Genomic DNA, 14499 nt, shown 5'->3' with positions numbered 1-14499 from the left:
ATGCCGATGGTGATCGCGATCGACGGCCCGGCGGCCTCCGGCAAGGGCACGCTCGCCCGGCGGCTGGCCGCCCATTACGGCCTGCCGCATCTCGACACGGGGCTGCTCTACCGCGCGGTGGCGCTCACCCTGATCGATGCGGGCGCGTCCCTCGACGACGAGGCGGCCGCGGCGCGCGCGGCGGCCTGCCTCATCGCCGACCGCCTCGCCGACCCACGCCTGCGCGAGCGCGCGATGGGGGAGGCGGCCTCGCGCGTCTCCGGCATCCCGGCGGTGCGCGCCGCGCTGCTTGCCTGGCAGCAGCGCTTCGCCGGCACGCCGGACGGCGCGGTGCTCGACGGGCGCGACATCGGCACGGTGATCTGCCCGGACGCGCGGGTGAAGCTCTTCATCACGGCGAGCGCCGAGGAGCGCGCCCGCCGCCGCCACCGCGAGCTGGAGGGCCGCGGCGAGGCGGTCTCGCTCGCGGCGATCCTCGCCGACATCCAGGCCCGCGACGCCCGCGACGCCTCGCGCAGCGCCGCACCGCTCCGGGCCGCGGCCGACGCGGTGCTGCTCGACACGACCGAACTCGACGCCGATGAGGCCTTCGCCGCGGCCCGCGCCGTGGTGGATCGCGCCCGCACGCAGTGAGCCCCGGCCGCGACCTCCCGCGCCACCCTCTCCCGCGCGGCGGCGGGGCGGCGCCGTGAGCGAGTCCGCCGGGCCGGGGCGGCGGGCCTCCTTCCCGCTCCTCGTCGCCGTCACCATGACGGGGACGCTCGCGCTGCACATCTTCGTGCCGGCCCTGGCGGACGCGGCGGCCGAACTCGGCACCAGCCCGGCCGCGGCCCAGCTCACCATCACGCTCTTCCTCGTGGGTCTGGCCGGCGGCCAGCTCGTCTACGGGCCGCTCTCGGACCGCTACGGGCGCCGCCCGGTGCTGATCGCGGGGCTCGGCCTCTACCTCGCCGGGTTGCTCCTCGCGATCCCGGCCCCGAACATCACCGTCCTGGTCGTGGCCCGCATCCTCCAGGCGCTCGGCGCCTGCAGCACGCTCGTGATCGGCCGCGCCATGGTGCGCGACGTCTCGGGCAGCACCGACGCGGCGCGCCGGATGGCGCTGCTCACCATGGCGATGACGCTGACGCCCGCGCTCGCCCCGGCGCTCGGCGGCCTCGTCGATACCTGGCTCGGCTGGCGGGCGGTGTTCGGGGTGCTGGCCCTGCTGGTCGGGGTGCTCGGCACGCTCGTGGTCGTCACCCTGCCGGAGACGAACCGGCACCCGGTGGCGCTGCCGGGCCCGAGCGCGATGGCCGCCGCCTACCTGCGGCTCCTGCGCATCCCGGTCTTCCGGGCCTATCTGGTGGCGGGCGCCTGCGCGGGCACCAGCCTCTACGCCTTCCTGGCGGTCGCGCCCTTCCTGCTGGTCGATCGGCTCGGCCGCTCGTCCGGCGAGGTCGGGCTCGACTGCCTGATCGTGGTCTTCGGCATGGTGGCGGGCGCGGTGGCGGCCAACCGCCTCGCGGGCCGCGTGCCGATCCGGCGGCTGGCCCGCACGGGCAACCTCGTCTGCCTCGCGGGCGCCGGCACGCTGCTGGCGATCGATCAGGCCGGGCTCCTCGGCGTGGTCGGCCTGATCCTCCCGCTCATCGTCTACGCGGTCGGCGTCGGCCTCGTCGGGCCGAACGCGGTGGCCGGGCTGATGAACGTCGATCCGCGCGCCGCGGGCGCGGCCTCCAGCCTCTACGGCTTCACCCAGATGGCCTTCGGCGCCGTCTTCACCGTCGCGGTCGGCCTCTGGCACCAGGGCAGCGCGACCCCGGTCGCCGCCACGCTGCTCGGGGCCGCGGCCGTCGCGGGCCTCGCGCTGCGGCGGGCCTGAGGAAGCGGCGGGCCTCAGGTCGCGAAGAACCCGGCATCCACCTGGTCGGGACGGACCCCGGACAGCTCGATGCCGCCGCCGCCCGACAGCGCGAGGACCGCGCTGCCGTCCCGTCCCGCCGAGACCGCGTAGCTCTGGCCGCCGAGCACGATCCGGTCGCCGGCCTGCCGGTCGAAGCCGAGGACGAGGTCGCGCCCGCCGGGATCGATCCCGAAGACGTAGCGGTCCGCGCCGAGCCCGCCGACCAGCATGTCGCTGCCGAGGTTGCCCGCGAGGACGTCGTCGCCCTGGCCGCCGTAGAGGATGTCGTCGCCCTGGCCGCCGAACAGCCGGTCGTCGCCGAGGTTGCCGTAGACGATGTCGTCGCCGAGGTTGCCGTAGACCTGGTCGTCGCCCTGGCCGCCGAAGACGGTGTCCGCGTCCTGGCCGCCGAAGAGCGTGTCGAGCCCCTGGTTGCCGTAGATCAGGTCGCGGCCCTGGTTGCCGTAGACGAGGTCGGCGCCCGCGCCCGCGCGGACGCTGTCGGCGCCCGCCCCGGCGGCGATCCGGTTGTTGCCGGCGTTGCCCGTGAGGACGTTGTCCGCCGCGTTGCCGACGAGCCCGCCGTCGGCCGCCCCGCCGAGCGCCGCCGTGGCGATCCCGGCCGGCAGGGCAAGCGTGCCCGCCCCCGTATAGATCACCGCGTCGATGCCGGCGTCGGCGAGCGCCGCGGTGACCTGCGCGGCGTCGTCCGTCCGGAAGGTGCGGTCCCCGCCGGCCGAGGTCCCGCCGCCACTTCCGCCGGTGCCGCCACCACCGCCACCGGGGGACGGAGCGGGTGCCGCGACGGCGATCTGGTCGAGCGCGAAGGTCCCGTCGGCGAAGCGGACGCCCTCGACGCCGACGAGCGTGTCGCGGCCCTCCGGAGCGCCCGCGCGGGTATCGGCAACCTGCACGCTGCCGTCGCCGAGCCGGGTGACCGCGTAGGCCGAGCGGGCGCCCGCGTAGACGGCCACGTCGCTGCCGTCGCCGCCGGCGAGCCGGTCGTCGCCCATGCCGCCCGCGAGGGTATCGTCGCCCGCGCCCCCGTCGAGGACGTCGTCGCCATCCCCGCCATCCAGGCTGTCGTTCCCGCCGAGACCGCCGAGGTGGTTGGGCGCGTCGTTCCCCACCAGGATGTCGTCGTTGCCCCCGCCCGTCCCGTTCTCGATCGTGACGCCGTTGGCGATGGTGTAGCCGCCGGTCAGGTCCTGCCCGGTCGAGAGCCGGCCGCCGCCGCCGACCTCCGCCCGTAGCGTCGCGGCGCGCAGGTCGATCTTGGCGCGGCGCGTGCCGGTGTAGCGGATCTCGTCGGTGCCGCCGGTGTCCCAGATCGTGGTGTAGCCGCGGTTCGCGTCCACGTCGTCCCCGAAGGTGTAGACGTCGTTGCCGGTGCTGAAGGCGCGCGCGCCGTAGATCGCCTGCAGCGCGGCGATGTCGATCGCGCCGAAGGAGCCGGGCTGGGCGTTCAGGGCCTTGTTCGGGTCGGCCTGCGGGGTGAACGGGTCGTCCTCGCCCCAGAACGGGTAGGTGTAGCCCATCACCGAGTAGATCTGGGAGTTGAGGTTGCCGGTCCCCTTGGACCCCGGGTCGCTCACGCCGGGCAGCGTCGGCGTGCCGCCATCCGTGTCGTGCGTGTGCTTCAGGCCGAGCGCGTGCCCGAACTCGTGGAACCACGTCTGCGAGTAGGTGCCCAGGCGCACGATGGCCGCCGAGCCGGCCACGTCGGGGTCGATGCGCACCACCGAATCGACGGTGACGACGCCGGGCCCCGGCCCCCCGGCCTCGCCGCCGCGGCCCGGTTCCAGGCGGAAGTTGATCATGCCGGTGCCGCCGACCTCCTGGAAGCCGACGCCGGCGAACGAGGCGATGTCGCCGACGATCTCCCGGTAGAACGCCTTCCAGTCGCCCTCGTCGAAATCCTGGATCCCGTTCCGGTCCATGTCGCCCGCGGCGAAGCTGTAGGTGATCGTCGCCGTCTTCCAGGCTCCGCCGCCGACGACACCGTCGATGACGGCGTTCCCGGTTGGTGGAACGGTTCTGTAGAGGTCGGCCATCGCGGTCACATCGATGCTGAAGGTCAGTGGAACGGCCGCGCGGGTCACGGCCGCCGCTCGACAGTCCATCGCCACGCATCGCGCGGCCCTGGTCCGGGAACAACGGACGATATGCGCGGATTTCAACAGTACAACCTTCGGTTATACCGCTCTTCAGCAGGATAGATTGTGGACGAACATGGTTTTTCGGCGGCCGGCCGCGACTGAATCGAAGGCGTCGCGGCGCGGCGGATCCGCCGGATCGCCGGTCGGTGTGCCTCGGCCCGGCACGCCCCGAGCGGGGACGGAATGCCGCCCGCGCGCCTACCCGCCCGTCATCGGCGGGAAGAAGGCGATCTCCGCGGCGCCCGCGATCGGCGCGTCGGGCTTGGCGTGGACCCGGTCGATCGCGGCGCGCACCACGCCGGGATTCTCGAAGGCGTAGGCGTATTCCTCGCCGCGCCCGCGCAGCCAGCCGACGAGGTCGGCGACGGTGCGGATCTCGGCCGGCGGCTCGACCTGCTCCTCGGGGCGGCCGACGCGCTCGCGCACCCAGGCGAAATAGACGAGCTTCATCGCTGGCGAACTCCTGCGGCCCGGCCCGCTCAGCGCGGGTCGTCGATGGCGTGCTTCACGCCGGCCCTCATGTAGTCCCACCCGGTCCAGAGCGTGAGGGCGGCGGCGAGCCAGAGCAGCACGGTGCCGATCTGCCCGGTGCCCGGCAGCACGGTCTCGCCCGCGGGGCCCGCCACGAGGAAGCCGAGCGCCAGGAGCTGCACGGTGGTCTTCCACTTGGCCACCCGGCTCACCGGCAGGCCGACCTTCAGCTCGGCGAGGTACTCGCGCAGGCCCGAGACCAGCACCTCGCGGCACAGGATCACGATGGCGGCCCAGGTCGAGGGGCCCGCGATGGTGCGGTCGGCCACCAGCATCAGCAGGCAGGCGGCCACCAGGAGCTTGTCGGCGATCGGGTCGAGCATGCGCCCGAGCGCCGAGGATTGCCCGTAGGTGCGGGCAACGTAGCCGTCGAGATAGTCGGTGATCGCGGCGGCGGCGAAGATCCCGAGCGCGGTGAAGCGGGCGGTGATCGAGTCGGGCCAGAACAAGAGCCCGACCATCACGGGCACGGCGACGAGGCGTCCGTAGGTGAGGCAGTTCGCGAGCGTCCAGGCCTGCGACCGGCGTCGGGGGAGGACGGCGTTCATCGGCGCGGTGAAATCACGGCTTCCCTCGGGCGTCAACGGATCCATCCCCTCGCGCGCGCCTCAAGAGCCCGCATGGAAGAAATCGTAGACGGCGCGCGCCGTCGCGGCGTTCACGCCGGGCGTCTTGGCGAGGTCCTCCAGCGCGGCGCGCTGGATCGCCTTCACGGTGCCGAAATGGTGCAGGAGCGCGCGCTTGCGAGTGGGGCCGATGCCGGCGATCTCGTCGAGAGGGTTCTTCACCATCTCGCGCTTGCGCTTGGCCCGGTGCGAGCCGATGGCGAAGCGGTGCGCCTCGTCGCGCAGGCGCTGCACGAAATAGAGCGTCGGGTCGCGCGGCGGCAGGCGAAACGGCGGCCGGCCCGGCACGATGAAGGTCTCGCGCCCCGCGTCCCGGTCGCGGCCCTTGGCGACGCCGACGAGCGGCACGTCGGTGACACCGACCTCCTCGAGCGCGGTGCGGGCCGCGTCGAGCTGGCCCTTGCCGCCGTCGATCAGCACGAGGTCGGGCCAGGCCGGGAAGACGTCGGAATCCGCCTGGGGCTCCGGCACGGGCTCGGGCGTGCCGCCCTCCAGCGCCGAGGCCGCGGCCTCGCCCGCGGTGCGGGGCGCCTCCTTCACCAGCCGCTTGAAGCGGCGCTGCAGCACCTCGCGCATCATCCCGTAATCGTCGCCCGGGGTCAGCTCCTCGGAGCGGATGTTGAAGGTGCGGTAATGCGTCTTCATGAAGCCGGTCGGGCCCGCCACGACCATGCCGCCGACCGCGTTCGTGCCCGAGATGTGCGAGTTGTCGTAGACCTCGATCCGGCGCGGCGCCCGCTCCAGCCCGAAGGCTTGGCCGAGAGCGGCGAGCAGCTTGCCCTGCGAGGCGGTGTCGGCCAGCCGCCGCGCCAGCGCCTCCCGGGCGTTCCTCTGGGCGTAGTCGACGAGGTTCTTGCGCTCGCCGCGGCGCGGCCAGTGGATCTCGACCCGGTGCTCGACGCGGCTCGACAGGGCGGCGGCGACGAGCTCCGCATCCTCGACCGCGTGGCTCGTCAGCACGGTGCGGGGCGCCGGCTTGTCGTCGTAGAACTGGCCGATGAAGGAGCCCAGCACCTCCTCCGGCGTCATGGAGCGGTCGGCCTTCGGGAAGTAGGCGCGGTTGCCCCAGTTCTGGAAGTTGCGGAAGAAGAACACCTCGATGCAGAACTGGCCCGCCTGCTCGTCGAGTGCGAAGACGTCGGCCTCCTCGACCCCCTGCGTGTTCACCCCCTGCACGCCCTGGATGGCGGAGAGCGCGGCGATGCGATCGCGGAAGCGGGCCGCGCGCTCGAACTCCATCGCGTCGGAGGCCTCCTGCATCTCGGCGCGCATGCGGTCCTTCACGGCGTTCGACTTGCCGTCGAGGAAGTGCTTGGCCGCCTCCGCCATGCCGCGATACTCGGCCTCGCCGATCTCGCCCGTGCAGGGGCCGGAGCAGCGCTTGATCTGGAACAGCAGGCAGGGCCGGGTGCGGTTCTCGTAGTAGCTGTCCGTGCAGGTGCGCAGCAGGAAGGCGCGCTGCAGGGCGTTGACCGTGCGGTTCACCGCCCAGACGCTGGCGAAGGGCCCGTAATAGCTGCCCTTGCGCCGCCGCGCGCCGCGGTGCTTCACGATCTGCGGCGCCGGTCCGTCGTCGGTGACGAGGATGTAGGGGAAGGACTTGTCGTCCCGCATCAGCACGTTGAAGCGGGGCTTCAACTGCTTGATGAGGTTGGCCTCGAGCAGGAGCGCCTCGGTCTCGGTCGCGGTGGTGACGAACTCCATCGCCGCCGTCTGCGAGATCATCCGGGCGATGCGATTCGAGTGCGCCTGGCCCCGGGCGTAGGAGCCCACCCGCGCCTTCAGGTTCTTGGCCTTGCCGACGTAGAGGACGTCGCCCTTCTGGTCGAACATCCGGTAGACGCCGGGCGAGCTCGGCAGCGTCGTCCAGAAGCGCCGGATCACCTCGGTGCCGGCCTGGACGGCGCCCGGCTCGAAATCGAAGTCGATCTCCTGGCCGTCCTCGGGCAGGAGGTCCGGGGCCTCGTCGTCGCGGGCGTCCTCGGAACCGTCGTCGAAGCGGTCGGGCGGAAGGTCTGACGGGGCGCGCCGGCTCATGCGGCTGATCTAAGCGCCCCGGAAACCCCGCGAAAGGGGGCCGCCTCAGTCGAACAGCGCGTCGATGTCGGTCTGATCGACGTGGCCCGGATCCTCGTCGAGCTTCGGCCCGTTGAGGAGCGCCGACTCGTCGTCCGGATCCGCGGCATCGACCGGGCCGAGGATGTCGCGAAAACTCTCCAGGCTGCTCCAGGCCGCGAGGACCCGGTCGAGATGGTCCTCGACGAACTTCATCACGCCGACGATCTTGCTGATGCGCTGGCCGGTCAGATCCTGAAAGTTGCAGGCCTCGTAGGCGACCACGACCCGCTCCAGGATCGCATCGACGTTCTCCTGGGCCGACTTGCCGAGGTTGCCCGCCCGCAGCATGTTGGCGTTCTGCTCGATCTCCTCCATCACGGTGAGCAGGGTCGAGGTCGCGCTCTCGGTCGATTCCACCACCGCGTCGAGCTCGTCGGCGGCGCGGCGCATGCCCTTGCCGGTGTTCTCGGAGCGGTGCAGGGCCGCGATCTCGGACTTCGTCCGCGCGATCGCGTCCTTCATCACGTCGAGTTCGGAGCGCATGGCGAAGGCCTCGGCGAGTTCCCGCCGGCAGGCATCGACCGTCTCGCCGGCGCTCGCCTGCGTGATGCGGCGCAGGTCCTGGATCGCGCCCAGGATCTCGTCGAGCCGGGCCTTGTCGGCGGGCGCCGCCTCGGCGGCGGCGGGGGCCTGCACCGAGGCGATGCCGAAACTCTCTTCGATGCGGTAGCGCTTCTGGATCATCGCGGCGGGTCGGCCTTCTGCACGGTCCGCGAAGACTAGCCCGGAGGAGTTTTCAAACGGTTTCCGGACCGTCACCGCGAACCGGCGCTTCCGATCCTTAAGGGGCGGTTCACGCTGATTCCGGCGCGCCCGGGGAGATCGGCGGAGCGGGGGGCGATTCACCATCTTCCTTCACCGGATTCGCCGATGCGCGGCCGGATCCTCGGGGTCGATCGGGCCGACCTTACGGCCCTTCGGGCGCGGGGCGTTGACGATGGCTGGGCGTGTGCGGTGGGGATTGTGCGCGGTGGCGCTCGCCGCGGCGGGGATCGCGCCGGCGGCGGCGCAGAGCGGACGGTACGCGGCGCAGCAGCCCCGGTACGCGGAGCCGGGCGCCTACGGGGGCGGCCTGATCGAGTACCTGATGACGGGCAGCGTGCCCGGCGGAGGCGCCCCGGCGCCCTACGCCGATCCGCGCGCGCGCGTCTATCCGAGCGCTCATCCGAGCGCCGCGGCCTACCCGAGCGCCGCCTACGGCGCGTCGGCCCCGGGCCGGGCTTGGCAGCCGGAGCGCCACGCGGCGCTGCCGCAGGCGCCGACCGCGCCGCGGGCCGAGGCGTGGCCCTATCCGGGTGCCGCCGACCCCATGGCGTCGTCCCCCCCGCAAGGGGCGCCCCGCGAGGAGGAGCGGATCGGGCGCGGCCTCGATCCGCGCTTTCAGCGCCAGGAGGTGGCCTTTCCGGGGCCCCAGCGGCCGGGCACCATCGTGGTCGATACGCCCAACAAGTATCTCTACCTCGTCCAGCCGGGCGGCCGGGCGCTGCGCTACGGCATCGGGGTCGGGCGGCCGGGCTTCGCCTGGGCGGGATTGAAGACGGTCAGCCGCAAGGCCGAGTGGCCGGACTGGACGCCGCCGAAGGAGATGCTGGCCCGGCGCCCCGACCTGCCGCGCCACATGGCGGGCGGGCCGGAGAACCCACTGGGCGCGCGCGCGCTCTATCTCGGCTCGTCGCTCTACCGCATCCACGGCACCAACGAGCCGCACACGATCGGCCAGTCGGTCTCCTCGGGCTGCATCCGCATGATGAACGCGGACGTGGTCGATCTCTACGAGCGCGTGCCGGTCGGCACCCGCGTCGAGGTGCTGTGATCGGGATGTGATCGGCCGGCGCCCCGGAGGGCGCCGGCCTGTCGAGCCTCAGGCCCAGTCGCTGTCGTCGCCGCCGTCCATGTCGCCGGCGAAGTCGTCGCCGCCGCCCGCGCCGCCGTCATCGTAGCCGCCGCCGAGCGGGGCGCCGAAATCCTGCGTGTTGGCGGAGAGATCCTGCGTGCCGCCACCGAGGCCCGCCGCCGCGGCGCTGCCGAGTTGCGAGTGGCCGCCCGCGAAGGCGTTGGAGAGGGCGCTGCCGAGCAGCATGCCGCCCGCCGCGCCCGCCGCCATCGGCAGGGCGGTGGCCATGAAGCCGCCGCCGCGCGCCGCCTGCTGCGGCTGGCCGCCCCACGGGCCGCCCTGCTGCGGGTAGCCGCCCTGCTGCGGATAGCCCTGCGGACCCTGCGGCGGGTAGCCGGGCTGCTGGCCGTAGCCGGGCTGGCCGCCCCAGTTGCCGCCCTGCGGGCGCGGCGGCTCCTGGCGCTGGCCGCCGCCGAAGATGCTCGACAGGAAACCGCCGCCGCCGGAGCCCTGCGGCTGCGCCTGCTGGCGGCGCGCCTCCTCGAGCTGCTGGTTGAGGCTCTTGATCGCCTCCTCCTGCACGTAGATCAGCTGGGCCATCGCGTAGGGCGCGTAGGGCTGCTGGCGGAGCTTGTCGGCGATGAAGCGCTCGGCATCCGCGTCGCGGGGTTGGCTCGCGGCCTGCTCCAGGCGCTGGAAGATGCCGTTGATGACGTCGCGTTCTTCGCTGTTCATGGAGTCGTCCTCCTCGAGTCACGACCCGCGGGCGTTCACGGGCCGCGCGGACGCCAGCGCAGATGGGGAGGAGCCCAAGCCTTTGTCAGGGGCGGTCGCGAAAACTTCGCCGTTCAGACGAGTAAGATTTTCGGGATTAAAGCCGAAGGCAGGAACGAGAAAAGCCCGGCCTGGGGCCGGGCTTTCGAGCGTGTCAGGACGCCGGTCGCGAGACCGGCGTCCTGGGCCTCGATCTCAGTACGAGCCGAACTTGTAGTTCACGCCGGCGCGGACGACGGCGAACTCGGTGTCGCGGCGGGCATTGGCCAGACCCGAGACCAGAAGGGTGTTCGGGCCGCCGGCGACGTAGGTCTGCCCGGCGAAGTTGGTGGCGAAGGCGCCGTTGTTGCGGTTGCCCTGGTCGAGGTTCACGTAGAGACCTTCCACCTTCAGCGTCACGGCCGAGGAGCGGAAGAAGTTCAGGAAGGAGTCGGTGGGCAGGGCGTACTCGATGCCGCCGCCCACGGTCCAGCCGGTCTGGAAGTCGTCGCGGCTGGAGTTCGGCAGGCCGAAGTCACGGCCGCCGCCCGAGCCGTAGGCGAAGCCGCCGGTGGCGTACACGAGGGTGCGGTCGAAGGCGTAGCCGAGGCGGCCGCGCACGGTGCCGAAGTAGTCGAGGCTCGAGAGGCCGTTCGGGTTGTAGACGAGCGAGCCGGGCACCAGGGTGCTGCCGGCGGGCGCGGCGAAGGCGAAGCGGTTCCGGTTGCGGCCGAAATCGGCGTACTGCGCGTCGGCCTCGACGCCGATCACGATGCCCGAGCCCGGGGTGAACTGGTAGTTGTAGCCGATCTGGCCACCGCCGACGAAGCCGTCGGAGGACCGCTCACCGCCGAAGGCGAGAACGCCCGAGGTGAAGGTGTTGCCGGCGGCGAAGAGGCGGGTGCCCGGCGAGACGGCGACGACGGTGGGCGCGCGGTCGTTACCGGTGCCGAAGCCGTAGCCGGCGTTGAAACCGGCGTAGAAGCCCGTCCAAGTGAAGACCGGCACCGGCGTGAAGACCGGCGGCGGAGCGGCGCGACGCGGAAGGTCGGCGGCGAAGGCCGAGCCGGCGGCGGTGACGGCAACGAGCGCGGTGGCGCTCTTGAGCAGGGTCTTCATCATCTGGTCCTCACACTCGACGCGTGCCGCCGCGCGCTCGCGACAGGTCGGCACTGGGCCTCGATCGTTCAGGCCTCCTTCGGGTTGGCTTGATGCCGTGCCGCGCACCGACCGTCCGTGACGGCCCCTTGTGGCGCGCTGCCGTTGTTCCCTGAGGATACCTTGACCGTAAAACACGCCGCCAATGGTCAAGGTTCCGTTGCCGACACGTTTTTTTTCGGCGACCAGTTTGACAAAGTGTCGCAGGCGTCCGGGCGCGGTTTCGGCCGGTCGCGGCGGCGCTTCAGGGCAGCAGCGCGATCGCCGAGATCAACCGCCCGTAATCGGGCTCACCCCGGTGGGTGGTGCGGCGGAAGCTGTAGAAGCGGTCCGGGTCCGCGTAGGTGCAGAGGCGCAGGGCCGCGGCCTCCCCGATCCCCGCCTCCGCGAGGCGGGCCAGGATAAAGCCCGGCAGGTCGAACCGGGCGTGTCCGGGCCGCTCGGCCGGCCCGAGGAAGCGCTCCATGCCGGGCGCCTCGGCGGTGAAGCGGGCGACGAAATCGGGCCCCACCTCGTAGCTCGGCTGCTCGATCGTCGGCCCCAGCACCGCGACGATGCTCCGGCGCTCGGCCCCGAGCCGCTCCATCGCCGCGACCGTGGCGCCGACGATGCCCGTGAGCGCGCCCTTCCAGCCCGCATGCGCCGCGCCCACCACGCCGTTCTCGGGATCCGCGAACAGGATCGGGCCGCAATCGGCGGTGGCGATGCCGAGCGCGAGGCCCGGCACCCGCGTCACCATCGCGTCGGCGCGCGGGCGCTCGGCGAAGGGCGCCTCGACGGTGACCACCGCAGCGGAGTGCACCTGATAGAGGCCGACGAGGCGGTCGTCGGGAAGCCCGAGCTGCGCGCACATCCGGGCCCGGTTCTCGGACACGCGCTCCGGCACGTCGCTCGATCCGGTCCCGCCGTTGAGCGAGGCGTAGATCCCCTCCGAGACGCCGCCCTGCCGGGTGAAGAAGGCGTGGCGGATGGCGGCGTGCCCGCTCAGTTCCGGCGCTTCGATGACCATGGGCGAGTGTCCCGGCAACGTATGAGGCGCCTCGGCGCCGGCAGACCGCCTCGATAGCCGAACCGGAAGCCCGAGACGACGGTTGATCGCGCAGGAACCGCGAGGCCGGAGCCGCATTTCGCTGCGGCCGGACCGCCGGGGTCCGACTTCGGAGGAGGTGGACGATGTCTCAGAGGATCAAGCCCGACCGCCCGATCTGGCCGCCGCTGCCGGACACCGAGGTGAGAGCCGTGCCGTCGCCCGGGCCGGCCAAGGCGCCCCGCGCCGCGCCGCCGCAGGGCGGGAGCGGCCCGGGCACGGCCGGACCGCGAGCCCAGCGGGTGGCGCCGGCCACCGCGGAGGCCTTCGGCTCACTGGCCGGCTAGGCCGCCGGAGCCGGAGCCCCGGCCTCCGGGGCCGCGAGGGCCGGCAGCGGGCCCAGGCGCGGGTCGGCCACCCCCAGGACCTTGAACAGGCCGCCCATGCCGCGCTCGGCCGGATCGGTCAGGCGCGCGGCCGCCGCCTCGATCGCCCGAGCCTGCTCGGCGCCGGCCCGGGCCTTCAGCCGCTCGGCGCGCTCCGCGAGACCCATCGCCAGCAGGAAGTCGCGCTGTGTGACGGGCCCGTGCACCGCGGCGCCCTCGGCCGCGGCGGCGCGGGCGAGCGCGGCGAAATCGACGTGGACGGTGAGGTCGGCCGCGCCCGGCGCCGCCAGCGGGTCGGCGAAGGCATGGCCGGCGAGCGCCTGGAACGTGTCGCCGAAGCCCGGCCGGACGTGGCCGTAATCGATCGCCAGAAGGGCGCCGCCCGCGGCGCGGAAGCGCCGGCCGAGGGCGCGCACGAGGCCGAGCGCGGCGGAGGGCAGGGTCATCAGGGCGCCTTCGGGCGCCTCCGCGGCGATCTCGGGCACCGGATCGGGCGCGAGGCCGAAGGCGAGCCGCCCCTCGACGAGGCCGACGACCCGCTCGCACCAGCCGCGCCCGGTCCGCGCGAACTGGCGCGCCGGCAGGCAGTCGAGGAACTCGTTGGCGATCACGATCGCCGGGCCGGGGGGCAGGGTGTCGATGCCGTCGTGCCAAGTCACGTCGGCGCCGACGAGCCGCGCTTCCTGGGCCGCCCGCAGCACCGGGCTCGTCTCGACGAGGTGGACCGCGAGGCGGGCGTCCGGAGCGGCCGCCCGCAGCGCCCGGAGCGCGTCGGCCATGAGCGTGCCGCGGCCGGGGCCGAGCTCGACCAGGACGAGGTCGTCCGGCGCCCCCATCCGCCGCCGGACCAGCGCCACCCAGACGCCGAGGAGTTCGCCGAACATCTGGCTGATCTCGGGCGCGGTGGTGAAGTCGCCCCGCGCGCCCAGCGGGTCGCGGGTCCGGTAATAGCCGTGCACCGGGTGGCCGAGGCAGAGCGCCATGTAGCGGTCGATCCCGATCGGACCGGTCTCGCGGATCAGCCCGGCGATCTCCGCGCCCAGCGGCGTGCTCACGCCTGCACCGCCCGGTCGGCGACGGCGGGCGCCTCGACGGGATGGCGCGGCCGGGTCCAGCCGCGGGCGGCGAGCACGATGTAGGCGAGGCCGACCAGCGCCATCGGCACGCAGAGCAGCATCCCCATGGTGATGCCGCCGCCGAGCGGCCCGAGATTGTCGCCGAACAGGAAGCCGAGCTGCCGGTCGGGCTCGCGGAAGAACTCGCAGGCCGTGCGGGCGAGCGCGTAGCCGAGCACGAAGAGGCCGCCGAGAAGCCCCGGCCGGCGGAAGCCGAAGCGGCGGACGGCGAGCGCCATCACGATGAAGAGCAGCAGGCCCTCGGTGGCCGCCTCGTAGAGCTGACTCGGGTGCCGGGGCAGGGGCCCGCCGCTCGGGAAGACGACGGCGTAGGGGAAGTCCGGCGCGACCCGGCCCCAGAGCTCGCCGTTCACGAAGTTGGCGATGCGGCCGAAGAACAGCCCGATCGGCACCACCACGGCGCCGATGTCGAGGAGGTTGTAGCCGTTGAGCCTGCGCACCCGGGCGAAGAGCAGGAAGGCCAGGATGGCGCCCAGGAAGCCGCCGTGGAACGACATGCCGCCGTTGCGGATCGCGAAGATCTCGACAGGGTCGGAGAGGTAGAGCGGCAGGTTGTAGAACAGCACGTAGCCGATGCGCCCGCCCAGCACGACGCCGAGCGCCACCCAGACCACGAGGTCGTCGATGTCGGCGACGCTCGGGCGCCGCACCACGCCCCAGAGGGAATCGGCCATCACGAGGCGGCGGGCGTAGTACCAGCCGCCAATCAGCCCGGCGATGTAGGCCAGCGCGTACCACTTGATGGTGATCGGCCCGATGGCGAGGGCGACCGGGTCGATCGCCGGGAAGGGCAGGGCGAGGAGCGGCGGCATCGGCGCGCTTTCCGGCTGTGTCGGGAGCGCGGGCTGTGGACCCGCGGGCGGCGCAGCGTCAACCCACGGCCCCG

Annotated in this window: 14 protein-coding genes; 4 read left to right on the top strand and 10 right to left on the bottom strand. The window is 73.1% G+C overall.

The genetic code is table 11. The annotated features are described in order from the left end of the window. Together cmk and MFF56_RS21450 are read left to right on the top strand one after the other, a co-directional pair. Positions 1-633, top strand: coding sequence for a (d)CMP kinase (cmk, locus tag MFF56_RS21455; protein WP_066923690.1), 633 nt, complete (start codon positions 1-3; stop codon positions 631-633). A 55-nt stretch (positions 634-688) separates the two neighbouring features. Next, positions 689-1864: a multidrug effflux MFS transporter gene (locus tag MFF56_RS21450; RefSeq protein ID WP_280949087.1), complete on the top strand. Its 1176-nt coding sequence runs from the start codon at positions 689-691 to the stop codon at positions 1862-1864. 14 nt (positions 1865-1878) lie between these two features. Here the strand turns inward: MFF56_RS21450 and MFF56_RS21445 are convergent, their stop codons facing one another. The 5 genes from MFF56_RS21445 to MFF56_RS21425 all read right to left on the bottom strand — a co-directional run bounded on the left by MFF56_RS21445 (position 1879) and on the right by MFF56_RS21425 (position 8003). Next, positions 1879-4008: a M10 family metallopeptidase C-terminal domain-containing protein gene (locus MFF56_RS21445; RefSeq protein WP_238230992.1), complete on the bottom strand. Its 2130-nt coding sequence runs from the start codon at positions 4006-4008 to the stop codon at positions 1879-1881. 234 nt (positions 4009-4242) lie between these two features. Further along, a complete protein-coding gene (gene moaD, locus MFF56_RS21440; RefSeq protein ID WP_066923695.1) occupies positions 4243-4494 on the bottom strand; it encodes a molybdopterin converting factor subunit 1 in 252 nt (83 codons plus the stop codon). Between the two features lie 29 nt (positions 4495-4523). Continuing rightward, entirely contained in the window at positions 4524-5123 is a 600-nt protein-coding gene (gene pgsA, locus MFF56_RS21435; RefSeq protein WP_082773112.1) for a CDP-diacylglycerol--glycerol-3-phosphate 3-phosphatidyltransferase, read from the bottom strand. Positions 5124-5183: 60 nt separating this feature from the next. Further along, a complete protein-coding gene (gene uvrC, locus MFF56_RS21430; protein WP_066923698.1) occupies positions 5184-7238 on the bottom strand; it encodes an excinuclease ABC subunit UvrC in 2055 nt (684 codons plus the stop codon). Between the two features lie 45 nt (positions 7239-7283). Next, positions 7284-8003, bottom strand: coding sequence for a protein phosphatase CheZ (locus MFF56_RS21425; protein WP_066923700.1), 720 nt, complete (start codon positions 8001-8003; stop codon positions 7284-7286). A 253-nt stretch (positions 8004-8256) separates the two neighbouring features. On the opposite strand from MFF56_RS21425, the gene MFF56_RS21420 reads away from it, so the two are divergent. Beyond that, positions 8257-9132: a L,D-transpeptidase family protein gene (locus MFF56_RS21420; protein ID WP_066923710.1), complete on the top strand. Its 876-nt coding sequence runs from the start codon at positions 8257-8259 to the stop codon at positions 9130-9132. 48 nt (positions 9133-9180) lie between these two features. Here MFF56_RS21420 and MFF56_RS21415 read toward each other — a convergent pair whose 3' ends face one another. From MFF56_RS21415 to pgeF, 3 genes are all read right to left on the bottom strand, one after another. Continuing rightward, complete coding sequence (locus MFF56_RS21415) at positions 9181-9888, bottom strand: DUF2076 domain-containing protein (protein ID WP_066923702.1); 708 nt, start codon at positions 9886-9888, stop codon at positions 9181-9183. A 234-nt stretch (positions 9889-10122) separates the two neighbouring features. After that, positions 10123-11025 carry an outer membrane protein gene (locus tag MFF56_RS21410; RefSeq protein WP_238230999.1) on the bottom strand — a complete coding sequence of 301 codons (903 nt, stop codon included), beginning with the start codon at positions 11023-11025 and terminating at the stop codon, positions 10123-10125. Between the two features lie 283 nt (positions 11026-11308). Continuing rightward, positions 11309-12073 (bottom strand): peptidoglycan editing factor PgeF, encoded by a 765-nt coding sequence (gene pgeF, locus MFF56_RS21405; RefSeq protein WP_066927596.1) that lies wholly within the window; start codon positions 12071-12073, stop codon positions 11309-11311. Between the two features lie 164 nt (positions 12074-12237). Here pgeF and MFF56_RS21400 point away from each other — a divergent pair, with 164 nt between their 5' ends. Then, positions 12238-12438 (top strand): hypothetical protein, encoded by a 201-nt coding sequence (locus MFF56_RS21400; protein WP_066927598.1) that lies wholly within the window; start codon positions 12238-12240, stop codon positions 12436-12438. Here the strand turns inward: MFF56_RS21400 and MFF56_RS21395 are convergent. Further along, a complete protein-coding gene (locus tag MFF56_RS21395; protein ID WP_066927600.1) occupies positions 12435-13532 on the bottom strand; it encodes a class I SAM-dependent methyltransferase in 1098 nt (365 codons plus the stop codon). The genes MFF56_RS21400 and MFF56_RS21395 overlap by 4 nt on opposite strands. Further along, positions 13529-14425 (bottom strand): prolipoprotein diacylglyceryl transferase, encoded by an 897-nt coding sequence (lgt, locus tag MFF56_RS21390; RefSeq protein WP_066927602.1) that lies wholly within the window; start codon positions 14423-14425, stop codon positions 13529-13531. Before lgt ends, MFF56_RS21395 begins: the two co-directional genes overlap by 4 nt. Positions 14426-14499 lie beyond the last annotated feature (74 nt).

The organism is Methylobacterium hispanicum (genome assembly GCF_022179285.1).
Classification (GTDB): Bacteria; Pseudomonadota; Alphaproteobacteria; order Rhizobiales; family Beijerinckiaceae; genus Methylobacterium; species Methylobacterium hispanicum.
This window is presented reverse-complemented; position numbering and strand designations above follow the sequence as displayed.